Annotated in this window: 20 protein-coding genes; 3 read left to right on the top strand and 17 right to left on the bottom strand. The window is 69.9% G+C overall.

The window, feature by feature from the left end; all coding sequences use genetic code 11:
* Positions 1 to 10: 10 nt before the first annotated feature.
* From ACFVWW_RS22745 to pgsA, 15 genes are all read right to left on the bottom strand, one after another.
* Positions 11 to 2,569 (bottom strand): RelA/SpoT family protein, encoded by a 2,559-nt coding sequence (locus ACFVWW_RS22745; RefSeq protein WP_384190038.1) that lies wholly within the window; start codon positions 2,567 to 2,569, stop codon positions 11 to 13.
* Between the two features lie 159 nt (positions 2,570 to 2,728).
* Positions 2,729 to 3,274 (bottom strand): adenine phosphoribosyltransferase, encoded by a 546-nt coding sequence (locus tag ACFVWW_RS22740; RefSeq protein ID WP_384330187.1) that lies wholly within the window; start codon positions 3,272 to 3,274, stop codon positions 2,729 to 2,731.
* Positions 3,271 to 4,395 carry a protein translocase subunit SecF gene (gene secF / locus ACFVWW_RS22735; protein ID WP_384190043.1) on the bottom strand — a complete coding sequence of 375 codons (1,125 nt, stop codon included), beginning with the start codon at positions 4,393 to 4,395 and terminating at the stop codon, positions 3,271 to 3,273. Before secF ends, ACFVWW_RS22740 begins: the two co-directional genes overlap by 4 nt.
* A 1-nt stretch (position 4,396) precedes the next feature.
* The gene (gene secD / locus ACFVWW_RS22730; protein WP_384330185.1) at positions 4,397 to 6,163 is read right to left on the bottom strand and encodes a protein translocase subunit SecD; all 1,767 of its coding nucleotides are present in this window, start codon (positions 6,161 to 6,163) and stop codon (positions 4,397 to 4,399) included.
* 143 nt (positions 6,164 to 6,306) lie between these two features.
* Complete coding sequence (gene yajC, locus ACFVWW_RS22725) at positions 6,307 to 6,756, bottom strand: preprotein translocase subunit YajC (RefSeq protein WP_384190049.1); 450 nt, start codon at positions 6,754 to 6,756, stop codon at positions 6,307 to 6,309.
* A 165-nt stretch (positions 6,757 to 6,921) separates the two neighbouring features.
* Complete coding sequence (gene ruvB / locus ACFVWW_RS22720; RefSeq protein ID WP_384190052.1) at positions 6,922 to 8,007, bottom strand: Holliday junction branch migration DNA helicase RuvB; 1,086 nt, start codon at positions 8,005 to 8,007, stop codon at positions 6,922 to 6,924.
* A gap of 76 nt (positions 8,008 to 8,083) precedes the next feature.
* Complete coding sequence (gene ruvA, locus ACFVWW_RS22715) at positions 8,084 to 8,710, bottom strand: Holliday junction branch migration protein RuvA (RefSeq protein ID WP_384190055.1); 627 nt, start codon at positions 8,708 to 8,710, stop codon at positions 8,084 to 8,086.
* Entirely contained in the window at positions 8,707 to 9,264 is a 558-nt protein-coding gene (ruvC, locus tag ACFVWW_RS22710) for a crossover junction endodeoxyribonuclease RuvC (protein WP_384330179.1), read from the bottom strand. Before ruvC ends, ruvA begins: the two co-directional genes overlap by 4 nt.
* A 201-nt stretch (positions 9,265 to 9,465) precedes the next feature.
* Complete coding sequence (locus ACFVWW_RS22705) at positions 9,466 to 10,218, bottom strand: YebC/PmpR family DNA-binding transcriptional regulator (protein ID WP_384190061.1); 753 nt, start codon at positions 10,216 to 10,218, stop codon at positions 9,466 to 9,468.
* Between the two features lie 62 nt (positions 10,219 to 10,280).
* Positions 10,281 to 10,871, bottom strand: a complete 591-nt coding sequence (gene pdxT, locus ACFVWW_RS22700) for a pyridoxal 5'-phosphate synthase glutaminase subunit PdxT (protein WP_384190063.1) — start codon at positions 10,869 to 10,871, stop codon at positions 10,281 to 10,283.
* Between the two features lie 6 nt (positions 10,872 to 10,877).
* The gene (pdxS, locus tag ACFVWW_RS22695) at positions 10,878 to 11,801 is read right to left on the bottom strand and encodes a pyridoxal 5'-phosphate synthase lyase subunit PdxS (protein WP_386878776.1); all 924 of its coding nucleotides are present in this window, start codon (positions 11,799 to 11,801) and stop codon (positions 10,878 to 10,880) included.
* A 102-nt stretch (positions 11,802 to 11,903) separates the two neighbouring features.
* Positions 11,904 to 12,449, bottom strand: coding sequence for a hypothetical protein (locus ACFVWW_RS22690; RefSeq protein WP_384190069.1), 546 nt, complete (start codon positions 12,447 to 12,449; stop codon positions 11,904 to 11,906).
* Positions 12,450 to 12,531: 82 nt separating this feature from the next.
* Positions 12,532 to 13,692, bottom strand: coding sequence for a glycosyltransferase family 4 protein (locus tag ACFVWW_RS22685; RefSeq protein WP_386878775.1), 1,161 nt, complete (start codon positions 13,690 to 13,692; stop codon positions 12,532 to 12,534).
* On the bottom strand, positions 13,689 to 14,627 hold the full coding sequence (locus ACFVWW_RS22680; RefSeq protein ID WP_384190073.1) for a phosphatidylinositol mannoside acyltransferase: 939 nt from the start codon (positions 14,625 to 14,627) through the stop codon (positions 13,689 to 13,691). The genes ACFVWW_RS22685 and ACFVWW_RS22680 overlap by 4 nt, the downstream gene beginning before the upstream one ends.
* The gene (gene pgsA, locus ACFVWW_RS22675) at positions 14,624 to 15,301 is read right to left on the bottom strand and encodes a phosphatidylinositol phosphate synthase (RefSeq protein WP_384190076.1); all 678 of its coding nucleotides are present in this window, start codon (positions 15,299 to 15,301) and stop codon (positions 14,624 to 14,626) included. The genes ACFVWW_RS22680 and pgsA overlap by 4 nt, the downstream gene beginning before the upstream one ends.
* 245 nt (positions 15,302 to 15,546) lie before the next feature.
* On the opposite strand from pgsA, the gene ACFVWW_RS22670 reads away from it, so the two are divergent.
* Together ACFVWW_RS22670 and ACFVWW_RS22665 are read left to right on the top strand one after the other, a co-directional pair.
* Complete coding sequence (locus ACFVWW_RS22670; protein WP_384330173.1) at positions 15,547 to 17,754, top strand: elongation factor G-like protein EF-G2; 2,208 nt, start codon at positions 15,547 to 15,549, stop codon at positions 17,752 to 17,754.
* Between the two features lie 241 nt (positions 17,755 to 17,995).
* Complete coding sequence (locus ACFVWW_RS22665; protein WP_386878774.1) at positions 17,996 to 19,651, top strand: hypothetical protein; 1,656 nt, start codon at positions 17,996 to 17,998, stop codon at positions 19,649 to 19,651.
* A 215-nt stretch (positions 19,652 to 19,866) separates the two neighbouring features.
* On the opposite strand, the gene ACFVWW_RS22660 is transcribed toward ACFVWW_RS22665, so the two are convergent.
* The gene (locus tag ACFVWW_RS22660) at positions 19,867 to 20,430 is read right to left on the bottom strand and encodes an HIT family protein (RefSeq protein ID WP_384193729.1); all 564 of its coding nucleotides are present in this window, start codon (positions 20,428 to 20,430) and stop codon (positions 19,867 to 19,869) included.
* A gap of 65 nt (positions 20,431 to 20,495) precedes the next feature.
* Between ACFVWW_RS22660 and ACFVWW_RS22655 the strand changes: the two genes are divergently transcribed.
* Complete coding sequence (locus ACFVWW_RS22655) at positions 20,496 to 21,161, top strand: potassium channel family protein (protein ID WP_386878773.1); 666 nt, start codon at positions 20,496 to 20,498, stop codon at positions 21,159 to 21,161.
* Between the two features lie 76 nt (positions 21,162 to 21,237).
* On the opposite strand, the gene thrS is transcribed toward ACFVWW_RS22655, so the two are convergent.
* Positions 21,238 to 23,214, bottom strand: a complete 1,977-nt coding sequence (gene thrS / locus ACFVWW_RS22650; protein WP_384193735.1) for a threonine--tRNA ligase — start codon at positions 23,212 to 23,214, stop codon at positions 21,238 to 21,240.
* Positions 23,215 to 23,226: the final 12 nt, after the last annotated feature.

Here is a 23,226-nt window from a genome sequence, read left to right as displayed (position 1 = left end):
TCCCGGTGAACTACGGCCTGCGGGCCGAGGTGACGCGGTAGACGTCGTAGACGCCCTCCACGCCGCGTACCGCCTTCAGTACGTGCCCGAGGTGCTTCGGGTCGCCCATCTCGAAGGTGAAGCGCGAGGTGGCGACCCGGTCGCGGGAGGTCTGGACGGCCGCGGACAGGATGTTCACATGCTGGTCGGACAGCACGCGGGTGACGTCCGACAGCAGCCGGGACCGGTCCAGCGCCTCGACCTGGATGGCGACCAGGAAGACCGAGGACTGGGTCGGCGCCCACTCGACTTCGAGGATCCGTTCGGGCTGTTGTGACAGCGAGTCCACATTGACGCAGTCGGCGCGGTGCACCGAGACGCCGCTGCCCCGGGTGACGAAGCCGATGATCGGGTCGCCCGGGACCGGCGTACAGCAGCGGGCGAGCTTCACCCAGACGTCCTCGACGCCCTTGACCACCACACCGGGGTCGGCGCTGGAGCGGCGCTTGTTGCGGCCGTGCGAGGGCGGGGCGCTCTCGGCGATGTCCTCGTTGGCGGCGTCCTCGCCGCCGAGGGCCTGCACCAGCTTCTGTACGACGCCCTGCGCGGCCACATGGCCCTCGCCGATCGCCGCGTACAGGGATGAGATGTCGGGGTAGCGCATCTCGTGCGCCAGCGTGACCAGCGAGTCTCCGGTGAGGATGCGCTGGATCGGCAGGTTCTGCTTGCGCATGGCCCGCGCGATGGCGTCCTTGCCCTGTTCGATGGCCTCGTCGCGGCGCTCCTTGGAGAACCACGCGCGGATCTTGTTCCTGGCCCGCGGCGACTTGACGAACCCCAGCCAGTCCCGCGAGGGACCTGCCCCGGTCGCCTTGGAGGTGAAGACCTCCACGAGGTCGCCGTTGTCGAGCGTCGATTCGAGCGGTACGAGCCGTCCGTTGACCCGCGCCCCTATGGTGCGGTGGCCGACCTCGGTGTGGACGGCGTACGCGAAGTCGACGGGGGTGGCCCCGGCCGGCAGCGCTATGACATCGCCCTTGGGTGTGAAGACGAAGACCTCGTTGCGGGACAGGTCGAAGCGGAGCGACTCCAGGAATTCGCTGGGGTCCTCGGTCTCCTTCTGCCAGTCCAGCAGCTGGCGCAGCCACGCCATGTCATTGACGGTGTCCTGGCCGGCGCCCTTGCCCACGTTCTTCGGCACATCGGTACGCACCTTGGAGGCGCCCGCCACGGCCTCCTGCTTGTACTTCCAGTGCGCGGCGATGCCGTACTCGGCGCGGCGGTGCATGTCGAACGTACGGATCTGCAGCTCGACGGGCTTGCCGTTGGGCCCGATGACCGTCGTGTGCAGCGACTGGTACATGTTGAACTTGGGCATCGCGATGTAGTCCTTGAACCGTCCGGGGACCGGATTCCACCGGGCGTGGACGGTGCCGAGCGCCGCGTAACAGTCACGGACGGTGTCGACGAGGACACGGATACCCACCAGGTCGTAGATCTCCGCGAAGTCACGGCCGCGGACGATCATCTTCTGGTAGACGCTGTAGTAGTGCTTCGGCCGGCCGGTGACGGTGGCCTTGATCCGGGCGGCGCGCAGATCCGACTGGACCTCGTCGGTCACTATGGCCAGATATTCGTCGCGCTTGGGAGCCCGCTCGGCGACGAGGCGGACGATCTCGTCGTACATCTTCGGGTAGAGGATCGCGAAGGCGAGGTCCTCCAGCTCCCACTTGATGGTGTTCATGCCCAGCCGGTGGGCCAGGGGCGCGTAGATCTCCAGCGTCTCGCGGGCCTTCTTCTCCTGCTTCTCCCGCTTGAGATAGCGCATGGTGCGCATGTTGTGCAGCCGGTCGGCGAGCTTGATGACCAGGACGCGTGGGTCCTTGGCCATGGCGACGACCATTTTGCGTACGGTCTCGGCCTGCGCGGCCTCGCCGAACTTGACCTTGTCCAGCTTGGTGACGCCGTCGACGAGCAGCGCGACCTGGTCGCCGAAGTCGCGGCGCAGGGTGTCCAGGCCGTATTCGGTGTCCTCGACGGTGTCGTGCAGCAGGCCCGCCATCAGGGTGGCCGGGTCCATACCCAGCTCGGCGAGGATCGTGGTCACCGCGAGGGGGTGGGTGATGTACGGATCGCCGCTCTTGCGCTTCTGGCCACGGTGCCAGCGTTCGGCCACCTGGTAGGCGCTCTCGATCTGGCGGAGCGTCGAGCTCTCGATCTTCGGGTCGTTGCCGCGCACGGTCCGCAGAAGCGGCTCCAGGACCGGGTTGTACGGCGAGGAGCGCTGCACACCGAGCCGGGCGAGGCGGGCCCTTACCCGGTTGGAGGAGCCGCCGGAACGGGACGGGGTGGCGGGTCCGGGCTTGGGTGCGGTGACCGGCGTCGGGGGGCGCTCGGACGCGGGCTTCGCCGGGGGCTGTGCGGCGGGAGTCTGCGCGGGCCGTGCGTCAGAGGTCTCCGATGGCGTCCGCGCAGACTTCTCCGCGGCCGCGACCGCGGCCTTGTCCTGCGGTGTGGCCGGCGCCGCCGCGGCCTGGTCGGCGTGGTGATCGGGCGTTGCGGCGGCCAGTGGCTGGACCTCTTCTGGCAAGGGCGCTCCTCGTGCGGATCCAGGTCCCCCGGTCAGGCCCGGAGGTTCCATGGTATCGACCCCGGGCGTCCCTCTCGCCCCGGGACCGTGGGCACCGCACAACGCGGGACGGGCACCCGGTTGTTCCCGGGTGCCCGTCCGCGCGTATCGAAAGGCCGCTCAGAGCGTGATCAGGGCCTCCAGCGGGGCCCCGCGCAGCGCCGGTTCCAGCCGGGCCCGGCCGCCCAGGAAGCCGAGCTCCATCAGGACCGCGACGCCCACGACCTCGGCTCCGGCTCGCCGGACGAGCTCCAGCGACGCCTCGGCCGTACCGCCGGTGGCGAGGACATCGTCGATGACGATGACGCGGTCGCCCTGGTCCAGGTCCTCGGCATGGACCTCGATCTCGGCGGAGCCGTACTCCAGCTCGTACGCCTGCGACAGCGTCGCGCCGGGCAGCTTGCCCGCCTTGCGTACGGGGATGAAGCCGAGCCCCGCCCTGATCGCCACGGGGGCGGCCAGGATGAAGCCCCGCGCCTCCAGGCCGACGACCTTCGTCGCGCCGAGCCGGGTAGTGAGCTCGGCGAGCGCGTCGGTCAGCGCCGTGAATGCCTTCGGGTCCGCGAGCAGCGGAGTGATGTCCTTGAAGACCACACCGGGCTTGGGATGGTCGGCGACATCACGGATGCGGCTGAGCAGCAGCTCGCGGGTGCTGGCGTCCGTCATCGGCGCCTGCTCGACGGGCGGCCGCGGCCACCGCGGCCACGCGGGCCGGCGACAGCGGCGGCGGGCGCCGCGTCATCGACGAGTCCGTCCTCCGGGCCGTCCTCGAAGCCGGCATCGCTGTCGGTGTCGAAGTCGGCCGCTTCACCCTTGGCGGCAGCGGCGGCCCGCTTGGCGAGTACCCGCTTCTTCAGCGCCTTGATCTGCGGGTCGCGTTCCTTGAGGTCGGCGACGAGCGGGGTGGCGATGAAGATCGAGGAGTACGCGCCGGCGGCGAGGCCGACGAAGAGCGAGAGCGAGATGTCGTTCAGCATGCCGGCGCCGAGGAAACCGCCGCCGATGAAGAGCAGACCGGCGACCGGCAGCAGCGCGACCACGGTGGTGTTGATGGAGCGCACCAAGGTCCCGTTGATGGAGCGGTTGGCGATCTCGCTGTAGGTCCAGCGGGTCTGTTTCGTGATGCCCGCCGACCCCTCCTTGAGACTGTCGAAGACGACGACGGTGTCGTAGAGGGAGTAACCGAGGATGGTGAGCAGACCGATCACCGTGCCCGGGGTGACCTCGAAGCCGACGAGTGCGTACACACCGACGGTGATCGTGAGGTCGTGGATCAGGGCGATCAGCGCCGCGACCGCCATACGCCATTCGAAGGCGATGGCGAGATAGATCACCACCAGGATCATGAAGATCGCGAGACCGGTCCAGGCCTTGTTGGCGATCGTCTCGCCCCAGCTCGGCCCGACCAGGTCGGCGTTGATCTTCTCCTCGTCGACCTTCAGGTCCTGGGCGAGCTCGGTCTTCACGACGCCGGCCTGCTTGGTGCCCAGTTCGGTGACCTGGATCCGCAGCCCGCCGTTGCCGAGCTTCTGGACGATCGCGTCGTGTCCCGACGCTTCCTGGGCGGCCGTCCTGGCCTGGGTCACGGAGACGCTCGTGCTCGGGGTGGTGAAGACCGCACCGCCCTTGAACTCGATGCCCATGTTGAGGCCGCGCACCGCCAGGCCGACGATGGCCGTGATGGTGATCAGGATCGAGATCGCGTACCAGAACTTGCGCTTCCCGACGAAGTCGTAGCCGACTTCGCCGCGGTAGAGCCGGGCGCCGAGTGCGCCGAGTCGCGACATCTCACGCCTCCTTCGGGTCGGTGGGGGCGCTGACACGGCGGGTGCGGCGCAGCGGCGGCTTGGCGCCGAGCCGCTTCGGGTCCAGTCCGGACCAGGGGTGACCGCTGGAGAAGAACTTCTTGCGGGCCAGGATCGTCATCACCGGCTTGGTGAAGAAGAACACCACGACCACATCGAGGAGCGTGGTGAGGCCGAGGGTGAAGGCGAAGCCCTGGACCTTGCCGACCGTGACGACGAAGAGCACCGCGGCGGCGAGGAACGACACGAAGTCGGAGACCAGGATGGTGCGCCGGGCGCGCGGCCAGGCCCGCTCGACGGCCGGGCGGAGCGTACGGCCCTCGCGGATCTCGTCCCGGATCCGTTCGAAGTAGACGATGAACGAGTCCGCGGTGATACCGATGGCGACGATCGCGCCACAGACCGCGGGCAGGTTCAGCGCGAAGCCGATACCGGGTCCGAGCAGGGACATGATCGTGTACGTCATGACCGCCGAGGCGCCGAGGCTGAGGATCGCGATCAGCGAGAGGCCGCGGTAGTACGACACCAGGTAGATGATCACCAGGGCGAGGCCGATGGCGCCGGCGATCAGGCCCGCGTCGAGCTGCTCACCGCCGAGCGCGGCGGTGACCGTGGTGACGCTCTGCTCCTCGAAGCTGAGGGGCAGCGCACCGTAGGACAGGATGTTGGCCAGGTCCTGGGCCGACTGCTGGGTGAAGCTGCCGGAGATCTCGGCGCTGCCGCCGAGGGTCTGGCTCACCGAGGGCGCCGAGACGACGTTGCCGTCGAGCACGATGGCGAACTGGTTCATCGGCGCCTGCTGCTGCGACAGCTTGCCGGTGATGGACTGGAACTTCTTCGTGCCACCGCCGGTGAAGTCCATCGTGACGATCCACATGCCGCGCTGCGGGTCGAGAACGCCCTTGGCCTCGTCGACGTCCGTGCCCTGCAGCTCGGAGGGGCCGAGGACGTACTTCTCCCACTGGCCGCCGGAGTTCTTGCCGCAGGCCACGATCGTGTCCTTGGGCGTCGAGTCCTGGTTGACCGTGGTGCGCTGGCCCTGCTTCGTGCAGTCCAGATCGGTGAACTTCTTCTCCAGGGCGGCGGCGGCCGGGTCGCTGGAGGGGGTGCCCGAGGGCTTGGGGCTCGGCGAGGTGCTGGGCTTGTCCGAACCGGAGGCGCTGGGAGTGGGTGTCGCGTCCTTCTTCAGAGCGTCCGTGACGGCCCGGCCCTGGGTGGTCGCGCTCGCGGAGGGCGTCGTCGACGCGGCCGGCTTGTCGGCCGTGTCCGGCGAGGCGCTCGACGAGGGACTGGGAGAGCCGCTCGGTGAACCACTCGGGGGAGGCGGGGCGGTCGGGCCGCCTGCCGCGACCGTCAGCACGGGCCGGAAGTACAGCTGCGCGGTCGTACCGACCTGGTCGCGCGCCTGCTTCTCGTTCGTGCCCCGGGGGATGTTGACGATGATGTTCTCGGCGCCCTGGGTCTGAACCTCGGCCTCCGAGACACCAAGACCGTTGACACGGCGGTCGATGATGCTGACCGCGGTGTCCATGTTGGTCTTGTTGATCGCGTTCGGCTTGCCCGGCGTGTTCTTCGCCTGGAGCGTGATGCTCGTGCCGCCCGCCAGGTCGATCCCCAGACGTGGCGTGACATGACCGGACCAGAACATCCCGCCGGTGAGGGCGACCATGGCAATCAGGAACAGTGCCAGGGTGCGCCCCGGCCTGCCTGGGGACCCCGCTTGCCTTCGGCCCTTATTAGGTGCTGCCACCTTCTCGTTTCTCCCTGTCCAACCGCCCCACGCCGGGTGTGCGCCGGAGCGGCCACGAAGTGTTGTGGGGACCTGCCCCCGCAGAAATCAGCACCGGCCGTAGCCGCGGAGGGCCGCTGGGCGGCCCTCCGTCACGGTCGTGACTACTTCGCGCCGGCCTCGCCGTCAGCCTTGCCGTCCTTGGGCTCGGCCTCCTCGGCCTCGGGCTTCTTGCCCAGGTCGATCTTGGCCGTGTCCGGGGTGTCGTCGGTCTCGGTCAGTGAGGAAGCGTCGTCCGGCACGACCGCGTCGTCGGTCTTGAAGGCGTCGTCGTCGCCGTGCACGATCCGGTTGTACTCGTCGTCGTCCAGCACCGCACCAATGGCGTTCTTGGCGTAGACGGCGTGGATGCCGGGAGCGACCTCCAGGAGGACCATGTCGTCGTGCACCTCCTTGACGGTGGCGTACATGCCGCCGATCGTCCGGACGCCGGTGCCCGGCTGCATGTCGTTGCGCATCTGCGCAGCCGCCTGCTGCTTCTTCTTGGCGGACCGGGTCATCAGGAACATGGCCCCGATGAGCACGATGAAGGGGAGGAGGGTGACGAGACTCACGGGAGGGAACTTCCTTCACACGACCGCGCTGTCGAGCGGCCTGATATACGGGGGTGGGCATGCCGACCTGGAAGGGCGGCATCGGCGGAGTCTAAGCGAGTCCGCATCGTTGGAACAACGCCCAGCATCGCACCGGGGTTCCTGAGTGCACCCGTGTCCTTGCCGTCACGTCCCGAACAGGCCCTGTTGTCCGCTTGTGCCGGGGCCCTGCTGCGGGGGGACGAGTCCGAGGTGTGCCCAGGCCGCGGGGGTGGCGACCCGGCCGCGCGGCGTGCGGGCGAGCAGTCCCTCCCGTACGAGGAAGGGCTCCGCGACCTCCTCGACCGTCTCGCGCTCCTCCCCCACGGCCACCGCCAGGGTCGACAGGCCCACGGGCCCGCCGCCGAAGAGCTTGAGCAGCGCCCGGAGCACGGCCCGGTCGAGCCGGTCGAGTCCGCGGGCGTCAACCTCGTACACCCCGAGGGCCACCTCGGCCACCGCACGGGTGATGTGTCCGTCCGCCTTGACCTGGGCGTAGTCGCGTACGCGCCGCAGCAGGCGGTTGGCGATCCGGGGCGTGCCACGGGAGCGGCCGGCGATCTCGGCAGCGCCGTCGGCGTCGATCTCCAGATCGAGGAGCTGCGCGGAGCGGTGGATCACGCGCTCCAGCTCGGCGCTCTCGTAGAACTCCATATGGCCGGTGAACCCGAAGCGGTCGCGCAGCGGGGGCGGCAGCAGTCCGGCCCGGGTGGTGGCCCCCACCAGCGTGAACGGCGGCAACTCCAGGGGGATCGCGGTGGCGCCGGGGCCCTTGCCGACGATCACGTCGACCCGGAAGTCCTCCATCGCCATGTACAGCATCTCCTCGGCGGGCCGGGACATCCGGTGGATCTCGTCGAGGAAGAGGACCTCCCCCTCCTGGAGGGAGGAGAGAATCGCGGCGAGATCGCCCGCGTGCTGGATGGCGGGGCCCGAGGTGATGCGGATCGGGGCGTTCATCTCGGCCGCGATGATCATGGAGAGGGTGGTCTTGCCGAGTCCGGGCGCCCCGGAGAGCAGCACATGGTCGGCGGTGGCGCCGCGCGCCAGCGCCGCCTTGAGCACCAGGTCCAGCTGTTCACGGACGCGCTCCTGCCCCACGAACTCGTCCAGTGACTTGGGCCGCAGGGCCGCCTCGACGGCCTGGTCCTCGCCGTCCGCGGACGCGCCGACGAGCCGCTCGGCCGCGTCGGCCGCCGCCTCGGTCTCGCTGGTGGTGTCGTCCCAGTTCACTCTGTTTCACCTCGGGGAGTCGGCGCGTCCCAGGACGGCCCCATGGAGTACGGCACGGATGCCGGCCGGTGTCGGCTCAACGCGTTCTGTTCAGGCTCTGCAGCGCCGCGCGCAGCAGCCGCGGCACGGGGGGCTGATCCCCCGCGGCCACCGCGGCCTCGGCCTGGGGTGTGACCAGGGCGACCGCGTCGTCCGCCTCGCGGGTGGCGTAGCCGAGGCCGATCAGGGCGGCGTGCAGCTGATCGCTCCAGGAGGCGGCGGCCGCGGCGCCGATGCCCTGTCGTCCTGCGGCCGCGCCGACCGGCTCGCCGAGCCGGTCCTTCAACTCCAGCAGCAGCTTCTGGGCGCCCTTCTTGCCGATACCGGGGACAGCCGTCAGGGCCTTCTCATCCCCGGTGGCGACGGCGATACGCAGGGTGTCCGGGGCGTGCACGGCGAGCATCGCCTGAGCCAGCCGGGGCCCGACCCCGCTGGCGGTCTGCAACAGCTCGAACACCTGGCGTTCGTCGTCGTCCGCGAAGCCGTACAGGGTGAGCGAGTCCTCCCGTACGACGAGGGAGGTGGCGAGCTTGGCCTGCTGGCCGATCCGCAGCGCGGCGAGTGTGCCCGGGCTGCACTGGACGGCCATGCCGATGCCACCGACCTCGATCACGGCGGTGGTCGGGGCGAGGGCGGCGACCGGGCCGCTGACGAAGGCGATCATCGCGTGACCTTCCGGACGGGTGCGGTGGTGGGGATACGGGAGGGGCGGGCCGCCGCGTGTGCCTGCTGCAGGCGGTTCATGGCGGGGGCACGCCAGATGTGGCAGATGGCGAGCGCGAGGGCGTCCGCGGCGTCGGCCGGCTTGGGCGGGGCGGCCAGCCGCAGCAGCCGGGTCACCATCGCGCCGACCTGCGCCTTGTCCGCCCGGCCGCTGCCGGTGACGGCGGCCTTCACCTCACTGGGGGTGTGCAGGGCGACGGGGATCCCGCGGCGCGAGGCGCAGAGCATGGCGACCGCGCTGGCCTGGGCGGTGCCCATCACCGTACGGACATTGTGCTGGGCGAACACCCGCTCCACCGCGACGAGTTCGGGCCGGTGCTCGTCGAGCCAGGTCTCTATGCCCTGCTCGATGGCGACCAGACGCATGCCGATCTCCGCGTCCGGGGACGTGCGGACCACGCCGACGCCGAGCATCGTCAACGGACGACCCGCGACGCCCTCGACGACGCCCACACCGCACCGGGTCAGTCCGGGGTCAACACCCAGAACCCGCATCTCGCCACTCCCCCCACTCTTCGGCCCCGCTTCTCGGCCCCGCTTCTGGGCCCAGTCTTTCGGCCACGCGTTCTACTTATGCGGCAGAACCCCTGATCAGCAACGTCCGGTCAGCACAGTATCGGGCACCACTGACAACGCGACGGGCCGACGGAGGTGTGTCCCCGTCGGCCCGTCAGGTGAAGCCATGTCAGACGCGGCTCAGGCGTCGACCTTCTCCATCACTTCGTCCGAGACGTCGAAGTTGGCGAAGACGTTCTGCACGTCGTCGCTGTCCTCGAGCGCGTCGATCAGCTTGAAGATCCTGCGAGCGCCTTCCTCGTCCAGTTCGACCTGCATGGTCGGGACGAAGTTGGCGTCGGCGGAGTCGTAGTCGATGCCGGCCTCCTGGAGCGCACTGCGCACCGCGACCAGGTCGGTGGCCTCGCTGAGCACCTCGAAGGACTCACCGAGGTCGTTGACCTCCTCGGCGCCCGCGTCCAGGACGGCGCCCAGGACATCGTCCTCGCCCAGCTCACCCTTGGGGACGATCACGACGCCCTTGCGGTTGAAGAGGTACGAGACGGAGCCCGGGTCGGCCATCGAACCGCCGTTGCGGGTCATCGCGACGCGCACGTCCGAGGCCGCGCGGTTGCGGTTGTCGGTGAGGCACTCGATGAGCACCGCGACGCCGTTCGGACCGTAACCCTCGTACATGATCGTCTCGTAGTCGGCGCCACCGGCCTCCAGGCCGGCGCCGCGCTTGACGGCCGAGTCGATGTTCTTGTTCGGCACCGAGCTCTTCTTCGCCTTCTGGATGGCGTCGAAGAGGGTCGGGTTGCCTTCGACGTCGGCGCCGCCGGTACGGGCGGCGACCTCGACGTTCTTGATCAGCTTCGCGAAGAGCTTGCCGCGCTTGGCATCGATCACGGCCTTCTTGTGCTTCGTCGTAGCCCATTTAGAGTGGCCGGACATCTGCCTGTCTCCTTCGCGTAACCGGTTCTGCTCCGTTCGGCAGAGATCCTACCGGGACGGGGTCACCCCGCGGTGCGCACCATGTCGGTGAAGAACCGGTGCAGACGGTGGTCGCCGGTGAGCTCCGGGTGGAACGACGTCGCGAGGGCGTTGCCCTGGCGTACGGCGACGACATGGCCCCCGTACTCGGCGAGGACCCGCACTTCGGCGCCCACGGACTCGACCCAGGGGGCGCGGATGAAGACGCCCTCCACGGGGCCGCCCTCGATGCCCGCGACCTCCACGGCCGCCTCGAAGGACTCGTTCTGGCGGCCGAAGGCGTTCCGGCGGACGATCATGTCGATGCCGCCGATGGTCTCCTGGCCGGAACGGGGATCGAGGATCTTCTCGGCCAGCATGATCAGCCCGGCGCAGGTGCCGTACACCGGCATCCCGGCCCGTACGCGCGTACGCAGCGGCTCCAGCATCCCGAAGAGCGCGGCCAGCTTGGACATGGTGGTGGACTCGCCGCCCGGGATCACCAGCCCGTCGACCTCGGCGAGCTCCTCGGGGCGCCTGACGGTCCTGGCCACGGCGTCCGCCGCGGCCAGGGCGGCCAGATGCTCCCGGACGTCGCCCTGGAGGGCCAGGACTCCGATCACAGGGGTGCTCATGAGTCGTTACCAGCCACGGTTCGCGTAGCGCTCGGTCTCGGGGAGGGTGTCGCAGTTGATGCCGACCATCGCCTCGCCCAGGTTGCGGGACGCCTCCGCGATGATCTTCGGGTCGTCGTAGAAGGTGGTGGCCTTCACGATGGCGGCGGCGCGCTTGGCCGGGTCGCCCGACTTGAAGATGCCGGAGCCGACGAAGACGCCCTCGGCGCCGAGCTGGCGCATCAGCGCGGCGTCGGCCGGGGTGGCGACACCGCCGGCGGAGAACAGCACCACCGGCAGCTTGCCGAGCGCGGCGACCTCCTTGACGATCTCGTACGGGGCGCGCAGCTCCTTGGCCGCGGCGTACAGCTCGTTGTTGTCGAAGCCGCGGAGCTTGGCGATCTCGTTCTTGATCTGGCGCAGATGCCGGACCGCCTCGACGACATTGCCGGTGCCGGCCTCGCCCTTGGAGCGGATCATGGCCGCGCCCTCGGCGATCCGGCGCAGGGCCTCACCCAGGTTGGTGGCGCCACAGACGAAGGGCGTGGTGAAGGCCCACTTGTCGGCGTGGTTGACCTCGTCGGCCGGGGTCAGCACCTCGGACTCGTCGATGTAGTCGACGCCGAGGGACTGGAGGACCTGGGCCTCGACGAAGTGGCCGATCCTGGACTTGGCCATGACCGGGATCGAGACGGCGTCGATGATGCCCTCGATCATGTCCGGGTCGGACATCCGGGCGACGCCGCCGTCCTTGCGGATGTCGGCGGGGACCCGCTCCAGGGCCATCACGGCGACCGCGCCGGCGTCTTCGGCGATCTTCGCCTGCTCCGGCGTGACGACGTCCATGATCACGCCGCCCTTGAGCTGCTCGGCCATGCCGCGCTTGACGCGTGCGGTGCCGGTCGCGGAGTTCTCGGCGGGCTGGGGGGTGGTGGGGAGCGTGGTGGACACGGATCGACCTCACTGGCTGAAAGTGATGGAGTACGGCACCGCCAGAAAACGCCTCGGGAGCGGTCCACAGCAAGGGCCAATGGCAGGCCGGTGGATCGTTCTCTACGAACCGGGGCGGTCGGCCAGCGCCACGGGCGGCTCGTCGTCCATCTCGAAGGCGAGCGGAAACGGCGCGTGCCCGGCGAGCCGGAACCAGCGGACCTTGCGGTGCCGGCGCAGGGCGCGGGCCGCGCGTACGGCGTCGTTGTGGAACCGCCGGGCCATCGGTACGCGCCGTACGGAAGCGGCGAGTTCACCCGCGGCGTCCTCGCCCCCGGGAGCGGCCTGTACGGCCTCGACCTGCGCGGTCTCCCCGAACACGGCCCGCAGTGACTGGCTCAGCTCGCTCTCGGCGACCTCCCGCTGCTCCTCCTCGGCCTGCCGGGCGGCGTGCGCGGCCTGGTACAGCACGAGGGACGCGGCCGGATCGAGCACACCGGAGGTGGCCAGCTCCTGCGTGACCGAGGCGCGTCGCAGCAGCTGCGCGTCGAGAGCGGCGCGGGCGGCGTCGATACGGGTGTGCAGCCGGTCGAGCCGTCCGGCGGTCCAGCTGAGGTAGAGCCCGATCGCGAAGACGCCGACGACGATCCAGATAAGGGTTTCGGTCACGGACGGCAAGGCTACCGGGGCCGCCCACGAGATGCCCCCGCCACCGGCGCGCGGCCTCAGTCCCGCGCCAGGCGGACAGGACCTAGTCCCGTGCCAGGCCGAATCTCGCCCACAACCCGGACCGTTCGTCCGTCGCCACCGACGCCGCGCCGTCCGTCACCGTCTCGTACACCGCCAGGATGTCCGCGCCCACCGTCGACCAGTCGAAGCGCCGCACATGCGCGCTCCCCCGCTCGCGCAGTTCCGCGCGCCGCTCGCCGTCGCCCAGCAGCCGGACCGCCGCCCCCGCCAGCGCGTCCGCGTCCTCGTTCGTGAAGAGTTCGCCCGCCGCCCCGTGCGCCAGGACCTGCGCGAACGCGTCCAGGTCGCTCGCCAGCACCGCCGCGCCCGCCGACATCGCCTCCACGAGGATGATGCCGAAGCTCTCGCCGCCCGTGTTGGGCGCGACGTACAGGTCGACGCTGCGCAGCAGCCGTGCCTTGTCCTCGTCGCTCACCATCCCGAGGAACTCGACCCGGGCCCGCATCGCCTTCGGAAGGGTCTCGACCGCTTCCTTCTCGTCCCCCCGCCCCGCCACCAGCAGCCGGGTCTCCGGGTACGCGGCGAGGATCTTCGGCAGGGCCTTCATCAGCACCGGCAGCCCCTTGCGCGGCTCGTCGATCCGCCCGATGAAGCCGATCGTGCCGCCCTGCCACGCCGGATTGACCTCGGCCTTCGCGAAGAAGTCGACGTCGACCCCGTTCGGAATGACCACGGCGTCACCGCCCAGATGCTCCACGAGCGTCCGCCGCGCGTACTCGCTCACCGCGATCCGCGCGCTGATCTTCTCCAGCGCGGGCTGCAGGATCGGATAGGCCGCGATCATCGCCCGCGACCGCGGGTTCGAGGTGTGGAACGTCGCGACGATCGGCCCCTGCGCGGCCCAGCAGGCGAGCAGCCCCAGCGACGGTGAGGTCGGCTCATGGATGTGGATCACGTCGAACGTGCCGTCGTGCAGCCACCGCCGCACCCGCGCCGCCGACAGGAAGCCGAAGTTCAGCCGGGCGACCGACCCGTTGTACGGGACGGGCACGGCGCGGCCCGCCGAGACGACGTACGGCGGCAGCGGTGTCTCGTCGTCCGCCGGCGCCAGTACGGACACCTCGTGTCCCAGCCGGATCAGATGCTCCGCCAGGTCCCTGATGTGGAACTGGACGCCGCCCGGCACATCCCACGAGTACGGGCAGACGATGCCGATCTTCACTGAGGACTCCCGCCGGGGCTCGTCCGCCCACGTTCGCGCTCAGGTTCGAGATCCGCGAGCCAGAGCCGCTGCAGCATGTGCCAGTCCTCCGGGTGCTCCGCGATTCCGGTGGCGAAGACATCGGCCACCGCCTGTGCCATGACAGACGTCTTTTCGGCGCGGCTGCCTGTCTGCGGCACCTCGACGGGCGGATACACCCGCCCGCGCATCAGCGGCGCGTCCTCGTACCACAGCGTCACCGGCAGCAGCAGCGCCCCGGTCTGCTGGGCCAGCAGCGCAGGCCCTGCGGGCATCCGGGCCGTGGCCCCGAAGAAGTCGACCTCGACACCGGACGACGAGAGATCGCGGTCGGCGACCAGACAGACCAGCCCGCCCGCCCGCAGCCGCCGTGCCAGCGTGCCGAAGGCGGAACCGCCGGTGTGCGGCAGCACCTCCATGCCCAGGCTCTCGCGGTAGGCGACGAAACGGTCGTACAGCGTCTCCGGCTTCAGCCGCTCGGCGACCGTCGTGAACGGCACGCCGAGCGCCCGGGTGGCCCAGACCCCGGCCAGGTCCCAGTTGGCCAGATGCGGCAGCGCCAGCACGACGCCCCGCCCCGACGCGAGGCCGTTCTGCAGATGGTGGATGTCCTTGATCTCGACCGAGGCGCGCACGCGCTCCGCGCTCCAGGAGGGCAGCCGGAACGATTCCATCCAGTAGCGCATGTACGAGCGCATCCCGGCCCTGGACAGCGCGGCCAGCCGCTCGGGTCCGGCATCGGGCACGACGCGCGCCAGATTGGACTCCAGGCGCAGGACGCTCTTGCCCCGCCGCTTCCAGGTGGTGTCCGCGATGGTCCGGCCGAGGGCGGCGGCCACCGGCTCGGGGAGCGTCTTGACCGTGCTCCAGCCGAGCCCGTACAGCGCGTCGGTCACCCGCTCGCTCGCCCCGCTCATGACGTGGCCCCACTCCCCCGCCCGGCGTCCGCCCGCGCGTCGGCGGCGTCCGCCTCCGCGGATTCCCGCCGTACCGTGACGACCCGCTGGCCCAGCGTCACCACACTGCCCGCGGCCACGATCCACAGCGCGATCGGCAGCAGGATGTCGATCCCGGGGACTCCGAAGGCGTGCAGCCCGGCGAGACCGGCCGCGACGAGCGAGATGACCAGCCGCTCCGCGCGCTCGACCAGCCCGTTGACGGCCACCGGCAGCCCGATGGACTCGCCACGCGCCTTGGTGTACGAGACGACCTGGCCGCTGGCCAGACAGAAGATCGCGACGGCGCAGAGCCCATTGTTGTCGCCCGTGCCCGCGTACCAGAGCGCGAAGCCGGCGAAGATCGCGCCGTCCGCGACCCGGTCGAGGGTCGAGTCGAGGAAGGCGCCCCAGCGGCTGGAGATCCCCGCCTGCCGCGCCATATTGCCGTCGACGAGATCGGAGAAGACGAAGACCGTGATCACGATGGTGCCCCAGAAGAACTCCCCGCGAGGGAAGAAGACCAGCGCACCCGCCATCACTCCGGCCGTACCGATGAGCGTGACCGCATCCGGGCTGACTCCCCGCCGGAGCAGAAATGCGGCGAACGGTGTGAGGACACGCGTGAAGAATGCACGCGCGTACTTGTTCAGCATGGCCTTCCCGAGGTTCGGTTGGCCGAGCGGCCCCTACGGCCACCGGCTGGCCCATCGTAGTCACGACCTCCGCGCCGCACCGCCGGGCACCCGGACCAGGCCCTCGCGTACGACGTATGGACGCGCCGTGAGCGGAGTGCGAAGCTCGAAAGACCACCGCGGGCATCGCCGGAGCTGCCCCGCGGCTCCCCCGGCCCGCTCCTGACTCCTCTCCTCACCGTGAGATCGATCGGGAGGCATGAACCATGGGCGACAAAGCGCGTACCCACCCCGGGGCCGCCGGCAGGGCAGCGACGGCCGACCGGCCCGCGTCCGTACGGAACGTGGTGCTGGTCGGCCACAGCGGCTCGGGAAAGACCACCCTCGTCGAGGCTCTCGCGCTCACCGCGGGAGCCGTCAACCGGGCGGGCCGGGTCGAGGACGGCGGGACGGTCTCCGACTACGACGTGATCGAGCACCGCCAGCAGCGTTCCGTACAGCTCTCCCTCGTCCCCCTGGAATGGGGCGGATACAAGATCAATGTGCTGGACACCCCCGGCTATGCCGATTTCGTCGGGGAGCTGAGGGCCGGTCTGCGGGCAGCGGACGCGGCCCTCTTCGTTGTGTCGGCCGCCCAGGAGGCGGAGGCCGTGGCCGGCGCGACCCGCACGGTGTGGGACGAGTGCGCGGCGGTCGGCATGCCGCGCGCGATCGTCGTCACGCACCTGGACACGGCACGGACCGGTTTCGACGAGATGACCCGGGTCTGCGCGCGGATCTTCGGCGCGGACGACCCCGACGCCGTACTGCCGCTGTATCTGCCGGTGCACGGCCCGGAGGGCCCCGACGGGCACGCCCCGGCCACCGGTCTGGTCGGACTGCTCACCCAGAAGATCTTCGACTACTCCTCCGGGGAGCGCCGGGAGAATCCGCCCGACCCCGGCCAGCTGCCACTGATCGAGGAGGCCCGCAACCGGCTGATCGAGGGGATCATCTCCGAGAGCGAGGACGAGACCCTCATGGACCACTATCTCGGCGGCGGCGGGATCGAGCTCGAGACGCTGATCGAGGACCTGGAGAAGGCGGTCACGCGCGGCGTCTTCCATCCGGTGCTGGCGGCCGCGCCCGCGCCTCCCGGCGCCCGGCACGGCCTGGGGACCGTCGAGCTGCTCGACCTGATCATCCGCGGTTTCCCCAGCCCGCTGGAGCGCCCGGCCCCCGCGGTCACCACCCCGCAGGGCACCCCGCGCCCGGGAATCAGCTGTGATCCGCGGGGTCCGCTCGTCGCCGAGGTCGTCAAGACCGCCTCCGACCCCTATGTCGGAAGGATCTCTCTCGTACGGGTCTTCTCGGGCACGCTGCGACCGGACGAGACCGTGCATGTGTCGGGCCACGGCCTCACCGACCGTGGGCACGAGGACCACGACGTCGACGAACGGATCGGCTCGCTCTCCTCCCCCTTCGGCAAACAGCAGCGCGTCCTCGCGCACTGCATCGCCGGAGATCTCGCCTGCGTCGGGAAGCTGTCGCGCGCCGAGACCGGGGACACCCTGTCCGCCATGGACGATCCGCTCCTGATCGAGCCCTGGACCATGCCCGACCCGCTGCTGCCGCTCGCCGTCGAGGCGCACAGCAAGGCGGACGAGGACAAGCTGTCCCAGGGGCTCGCCCGGCTGGTGGCCGAGGATCCGACGATGCGTCTGGAACAGAATCCGGACACGCATCAGGTGGTGCTCTGGTGCCTGGGCGAGGCCCATATGGACGTCGCGCTGGACCGGCTGCGCAGCCGGTACGGCGTCCAGCTGGACGCCGTACCGTACCGGGTCGCCCTGCGGGAGACCTTCGGCGAGAGGTCGGCGGGGCGCGGCCGGCATGTGAAGCAGTCCGGCGGCCACGGCCAGTTCGCGATCTGCGAGATCGAGGTGGATCCGCTGCCGCCCGGGTCCGGTGTCGAGTTCGTCGACAAGGTGGTGGGCGGGGCGGTGCCACGCCAGTTCATCCCCTCCGTCGAGAAGGGCATACGGGCGCAAGCGGCGCGGGGGGTCGCGGCGGGCCATCCCCTCGTGGACATCAGGATCACCCTGCTCGACGGAAAGGCCCACTCGGTGGACTCCTCCGACGCGGCGTTCCAGACGGCGGGCGCCCTGGCGCTGCGGGAGGCGGCCGGCGAGGCACCCATCCATCTGCTGGAGCCGGTCGCGCAGGTGGAGGTCCTGGTCCCCGACGAGTACGTGGGGCCGGTGATGAGCGATCTGTCGGGACGGCGCGGCCGGGTGGTCGGCACCGAACAGGCGGGGCCTGGAAGGACCTTGGTCAGGGCCGAGGTGCCGGAGCTGGAGATCGGACGGTACGCGGTGGACCTGCGCTCGGTCTCGCACGGCACCGGGCGGTTCAGCCGCTCGTACGCCCGCCACGAGGCCATGCCACCGGGCCTGGCGGACAGGCTCCGCGAACAGGAGGGGGCCGGGGTCTAGTTGAGGGGGCGGGCCGCCCGGAGTCCTTGCTGCGGGCGGTTCTTGGGGACCATGCGGGCGGTTCTTGGCGATCACGCAGGCGTTCTCGGAAATCAATTGTCCGCGAGTGGCGAAAGAGCGCCAGGTCCCATGACGCGGACGGCGCACCCCGGTTACTCTGTGGTGCCCAGCCCAGCGAGTGTGCGGGGCCCGCGGAACGGGAACAGACCGCGGCAGCGGAACTTGCGGCGAGGGGGCGGCAGTGGCGAGCGACGGATTCGACTTCAGCCCGGGGGCACAGATCCCGCTCCAGGGTTCGGCCGGGCAGACCGCGGCGACGCAGGCCCTCGCCTCGGCGGCGTACCGGGACAGCCCGGTCGAGGAAATCCTCAAGGCCGACAACGACTGGCACAAGTCCCAAGTGAAGAAGGGCAGATTCTCGCTCTTCGAGCCGAATCTGGGCGAGGCATTCTCCCGCGCCGTGCAGCTCCGGACACTCGGTGGCGGCCGTGGCGCGCTCATCCAGTCCTTCGGCATGGAACCGCGGTCCGTGGTGGAGCACTGCCTCGCCGCGAATCACATCCGCAAGGAGCGGGACGTCAAGCTCACCGCGGTGACCGTGCTGTCCGGGCTGGTCTTCCTGCCCGGACTGCTGGTCTGGCTGGGCGTGTTCCAGCTGCGCCGCACCCTGGCGGGAGCGAAGGACCGGCGTACCGGCGCCATGGGCACCGCCCTGCTGCTCGCCGTGGCCGTCCTCGCCGTGATCTTCCTGATCCGGCTGCCGTTCAACGGCGTGCTGGGCTGGTATCTGCGCGGCATGATCATCGCCCCGGTCATCGGCTGGTGGCTGGCCAAGCGGATCTGCGAGTCGACCGCGAAGGATCTGCGCGGCCGCTGGGAGGGGATCCTGTCCGGCGGCGGCACCGGCGCCAAGATCCCCGAGGCGGTGCCCGGGAACCCCGGCGACGGCCCCCGGGAGGAGCTGCGCCACAACCTGGAGAAGCTCACCGCCGAGCAGCGGTCCAACGTCGTCTTCTACGCGGGGCCCAAGGGGATATTGGGCATGGGCACCCGCTGGGGCAGCTGGCAGCTCGCCGAGGAGCTGGTCCCCAAGGACTCGGCCAAGGAGATCCACCAGTTCCGCAGCTATGACGTCATACGCGCGATCCACGACCAGCTGAAGATGCTGGAGCGCGGCCCGCTCAACTCCGGTGGTTTCCCGACCCCTTCGGTCAAGCACTGGATCGTGTCGCCGGTCGGTGAGGGCGCCGGCTCGGTGTCCAGGCCCGACGGCCAGGACGTGGAAGCCTTCCAGGTCAAGAGTCACGAGATACAGCGGATCTGCAATCACCAGCAGTTCGGCAGCGGCAACCGCCACTATCTCGGGGTGCAGTTCACGCTCTGGGACGGCCAGTTGGTCATCACCATGATGATCACGGTCACCGTCCTCCATGAGACGCTGCGCATCGAGGTCTCCGGCTACGCGCTGGGTCCGGTGCACTCCCTCTTCTCCTCGAAGCCCTCGCCCAAGACCGTCACGGTCGCCAAGACGGTCCGGTTCTGGGAGACGACCAAGCGGAGCCTGCCCCTGGTCGAGCCGCGCGAGGCGGTCCGTCTCGCGGTGCGCGCCCCCTTCACCTGGTATCCGCCGATCCTCGACTACCTCGGCGGCAGTCTGGGCCTCCCGGAGCCCTTCGGTCTGCGGCACGCCTGGGCCGATCAGCCCTGGCGCCACCGCTTCATGGCCGACGACGCGATGCGGGCGGCCACCCCGGTCCTGCGGGTGGCGCACAACGCCGCGATGCGGGTCCTGGCCGAGCACGGCGTGGACACCGAGCGCTTCGGCAGCCGCTCGTCCTCCCTCATCGGCGCGGTGCAGGACCCGTCGCCCAAGAAGGTCGACGCGTACGACGCGTAACAGCCATGAGCCCCCGGGCGCCGTCACAGCGCCCGGGGGCTCGTAAAGCGTCTTACGACCTGGTGCACGATAGCCAGCGGGCTCCCGACGCCCTGCGACTCCGCCTCCGACGTTGTCGTCAGTCGACGACGCTCCGCGTCGCCTCCCTCCTCCGCCTTGGATGCGAAGCCGCATGACGCCGCTCGCTGATCCACTGGCTATCGTGCACCAGGTCGTTACGGCTGTATGGGCCAGGCGTCCGCGAGCATCGTGCGGGTGTCGGCGAGCAGCTGCGGGAGCACCTTCGTATGGCCGACGACCGGCATGAAGTTGGTGTCGCCGCCCCAGCGCGGCACCACATGCTGGTGCAGATGGGCGGCGATCCCGGCGCCGGCGGCCGCGCCCTGGTTCATCCCGATGTTGAAGCCGTGCGCACCGGAGGCCGTACGGAGCGCGGTCATCGCGCGCTTGGTGAACAGGCCCAGCTCGGCGGTCTCGGCCTCGTCCAGTTCCGTGTAGTCGGCGACATGCCGGAAGGGCACCACCATCAGATGGCCGCCGTTGTACGGGTAGAGGTTCAGCACCGCGTACACCCGCTCGCCGCGGGCGATGACCAGCCCGTCCTCGTCGGACTTGGCCGGGATGGAGCAGAAGGGACAGCCGTCGTCGGCGCCCGGTCCGGTGGGCTTGTTCTCACCCTGGATGTAGGCCATCCGATGGGGCGTCCACAGGCGCTGGAACGCGTCCTGGGTACCCACTCCGATCTGCTGCTCCGGCTCACTCGTCATGCTGTGCAGCATATGACTTCGGCCCCGCGAAGCGTGTCGCCGGGCTCGGCCGGGCAGCCCCCGGCGATGCTGGGACGATGCATGTCCGAAATGGGCCCGGCCGGCAGCGCGGCTGGGAGCGGCGCACGGAGTTGCCGCTGCTCCTGGCCTCGCCGCTGTTCCTGGCCTGCTACGCGGTACGCGTCCTGAACGGAAGCGCCGACCCGCTCTGGCGCGACCTCACCCTGGCCCTCGCCCTGCTGATCTGGGCGGTCTTCGTGGTGGACTACGCGGTGCGGCTGGTGCTCAGCGGCGAGGGCGTGCGGTTCGTGCGGACGCACTGGCTGGACACGGTGGTCCTGGTACTGCCTCTGCTGCGTCCGCTGCGGATCGTGAACACGTATTCGACGGTCCAGCGGCGGCGGGACCGCCCCCGGCTCAGTCTGTACGGCCGGGTGATGGCGTACGCCGCGCTGACCGCCGGCCTGCTCAGCTTCGCCGCCGCGCTCGCCGTCTACCAGCAGGAACACGGGGCGCCTGGGGCCACGATCGTGACCTTCGGCGACGCCGTGTGGTGGGCCTGCTCGGCGATCACCACCGTCGGCTACGGCGATGTCACACCGGTGACGCCGCTCGGCCGGCTGTTCGCGGTGTGCCTGATGGCCTGCGGGGTGGCCCTACTGGGCGCGGTGACCGGTTCGTTCTCCTCCTGGCTGATCCAGGTCTTCGCCCGGGAGGACAAGGAGAAGCCCCCGGGGAGCTGACGCCTCCCGGGGGCCGTCCCCGCTTGCGCGGGGAGCAGTCGTCATACAGGCGTCACACCTGTACGCGATACAGGCGTCACACCTGTACTCGACGCTCCACCACATCGACGAGCTTGGCCAGCGCCTCATCGCGCGGAACGCCGTTCTCCTGCGAACCGTCGCGGTAGCGGAACGACACCGTGCCCGCGTTCATGTCGTCGTCACCGACGATGATCATGAAAGGAACCTTGCTGCGCTGGGCATTGCGGATCTTCTTCTGCATGCGGTCGGACGACGAGTCCACCTCGACCCGCAGCCCCTTCTTCTTCGCCTCGGCGGCGAACTCCTGGAGGTACGGGATGTGTGCGTCGCCGATCGGGATACCCGTCGCCTGCACCGGCGCCAGCCAGGCCGGGAACGCGCCCGCGTAGTGCTCCAGGAGCACCGCGAAGAACCGTTCGATGCTCCCGAACAGCGCGCGGTGGATCATGACCGGCTGCTGCTTGGAGCCGTCCGGCGAGGTGTACTCGAGATCGAACCTGGCCGGCAGGTTGAAGTCCAGCTGGATGGTGGACATCTGCCACGTACGCCCGATGGCGTCCCGCGCCTGGACCGAGATCTTCGGGCCGTAGAACGCGGCGCCGCCCGGGTCGGGGGTCAGTGGCAGGCCCTGCTTCTCGGCAACCTTGCGCAGCGTCTCCGTCGCTTCTTCCCAGGCCTCGTCCGACCCCACGAACTTCTCGGGGTCCTTGGTGGAGAGCTCCAGATAGAAGTCGGTCAGACCGTAGTCGCGCAGCAGGTTCAGTACGAAGGTCAGCGTCGAGTCGAGCTCGTCCGCCATCTGCTCGCGGGTGCAGTAGATGTGCGCGTCGTCCTGGGTGAAGCCGCGGGCCCGGGTCAGGCCGTGCACGACGCCCGACTTCTCGTACCGGTACACGGTCCCGAACTCGAAGAGCCGCAGGGGCAGTTCACGGTAGGACCGGCCCCGCGCGTCGAAGATCAGGTTGTGCATCGGGCAGTTCATGGGCTTGAGGTAGTAGTCCACGCCCTCGTCGAGCTGCATGGGCGGGTACATGCCGTCCGCGTACCAGTCCAGGTGACCGGACTTCTCGAAGAGCTTCCCCTTGGTGGCGTGGGGCGTGTAGACGAACTCGTACCCCTCCTCCTCGTGCCGGCGGCGCGAGTAGTCCTCCATGGCGCGGCGGATGACGCCGCCCTTGGGGTGGAAGACCGCGAGCCCCGAGCCGACCTCGTCGGGGAAGGAGAAGAGGTCCAGCTCGCTGCCGAGCTTGCGGTGGTCGCGCTTCTCGGCCTCGGCCAGGAACTCCAGGTGCGCCTTCAGCTCTTCCTTCGACGGCCACGCGGTGCCGTAGATGCGCTGGAGCATCGGGTTCTTCTCGCTGCCCCGCCAGTACGCGGCGGCATTGCGCATCAGCTTGAACGCCGGGATGTTCCGGGTGGTGGGCAGATGCGGGCCGCGGCAGAGGTCGCGCCAGCACAGCTCGCCGGTCTTGGGGTCCAGGTTGTCGTAGATGGTCAGCTCGCCGCCGCCCACCTCGACATTCGCGCCGTCGTCGGTCGAGGCGGCGCCCTTGATGCCGATGAGCTCCAGCTTGTACGGCTCGGCGGCCAGCTCCTCGCGGGCGGCCTCGTCGGTGACCACACGGCGGGAGAAGCGCTGCCCCCGCTTCTGGATCTCCTGCATCTTCTTCTCGATGGCCTTGAGGTCATCGGGGGTGAACGGCTTCTCGACGTCGAAGTCGTAGTAGAAGCCGTCCTTGACCGGCGGGCCGATGCCGAGCTTGGCCTCGGGGTGCAGCTCCTGCACGGCCTGTGCCATGACATGCGCGGTGGAGTGGCGCAGGATGTTGAGGCCGTCCTCGGAGGAGATCTCGACGGGCTCGACGACCTCGCCCTCGCCCAGCTCGTAGCTGAGGTCCTTCAGCTCGCCGGCCACGCGCGCGGCGACGATGGTGCGCTCACCGGGGAAGAGCTCGGCAGCCGTAGTGCCCGTCGTCACCACGCGCTCTTCCCGCTCGGAATCGCGTTGGATGATCACACGGACGTCTGACACCGGTCTCTCCTG

This window comes from Streptomyces sp. NPDC058198 (assembly GCF_042882605.1).
GTDB lineage: Bacteria > Actinomycetota > Actinomycetes > Streptomycetales > Streptomycetaceae > Streptomyces.
Note: the sequence above shows the minus strand (reverse complement) of the source record. Positions and strands in the feature narration are given on the sequence as shown.

Excerpts from the sequence above, each read along its gene's own strand:
- ACFVWW_RS22740 (WP_384330187.1), bottom strand. The coding sequence starts at position 3,274 with ATGACGGACGCCAGCACCCGCGAGCTGCTGCTCAGCCGCATCCGTGAT.
- secF (WP_384190043.1), bottom strand. The coding sequence starts at position 4,395 with ATGTCGCGACTCGGCGCACTCGGCGCCCGGCTCTACCGCGGCGAAGTC.
- ruvA (WP_384190055.1), bottom strand. The coding sequence starts at position 8,710 with ATGATCGCCTTCGTCAGCGGCCCGGTCGCCGCCCTCGCCCCGACCACC.
- ruvC (WP_384330179.1), bottom strand. The coding sequence starts at position 9,264 with ATGCGGGTTCTGGGTGTTGACCCCGGACTGACCCGGTGCGGTGTGGGC.
- ACFVWW_RS22705 (WP_384190061.1), bottom strand. The coding sequence starts at position 10,218 with ATGTCCGGCCACTCTAAATGGGCTACGACGAAGCACAAGAAGGCCGTG.
- pdxT (WP_384190063.1), bottom strand. The coding sequence starts at position 10,871 with ATGAGCACCCCTGTGATCGGAGTCCTGGCCCTCCAGGGCGACGTCCGG.
- ACFVWW_RS22680 (WP_384190073.1), bottom strand. The coding sequence starts at position 14,627 with ATGAGCGGGGCGAGCGAGCGGGTGACCGACGCGCTGTACGGGCTCGGC.
- pgsA (WP_384190076.1), bottom strand. The coding sequence starts at position 15,301 with ATGCTGAACAAGTACGCGCGTGCATTCTTCACGCGTGTCCTCACACCG.
- ACFVWW_RS22670 (WP_384330173.1), top strand. The coding sequence starts at position 15,547 with ATGGGCGACAAAGCGCGTACCCACCCCGGGGCCGCCGGCAGGGCAGCG.
- ACFVWW_RS22660 (WP_384193729.1), bottom strand. The coding sequence starts at position 20,430 with ATGCTGCACAGCATGACGAGTGAGCCGGAGCAGCAGATCGGAGTGGGT.
- ACFVWW_RS22655 (WP_386878773.1), top strand. The coding sequence starts at position 20,496 with ATGCATGTCCGAAATGGGCCCGGCCGGCAGCGCGGCTGGGAGCGGCGC.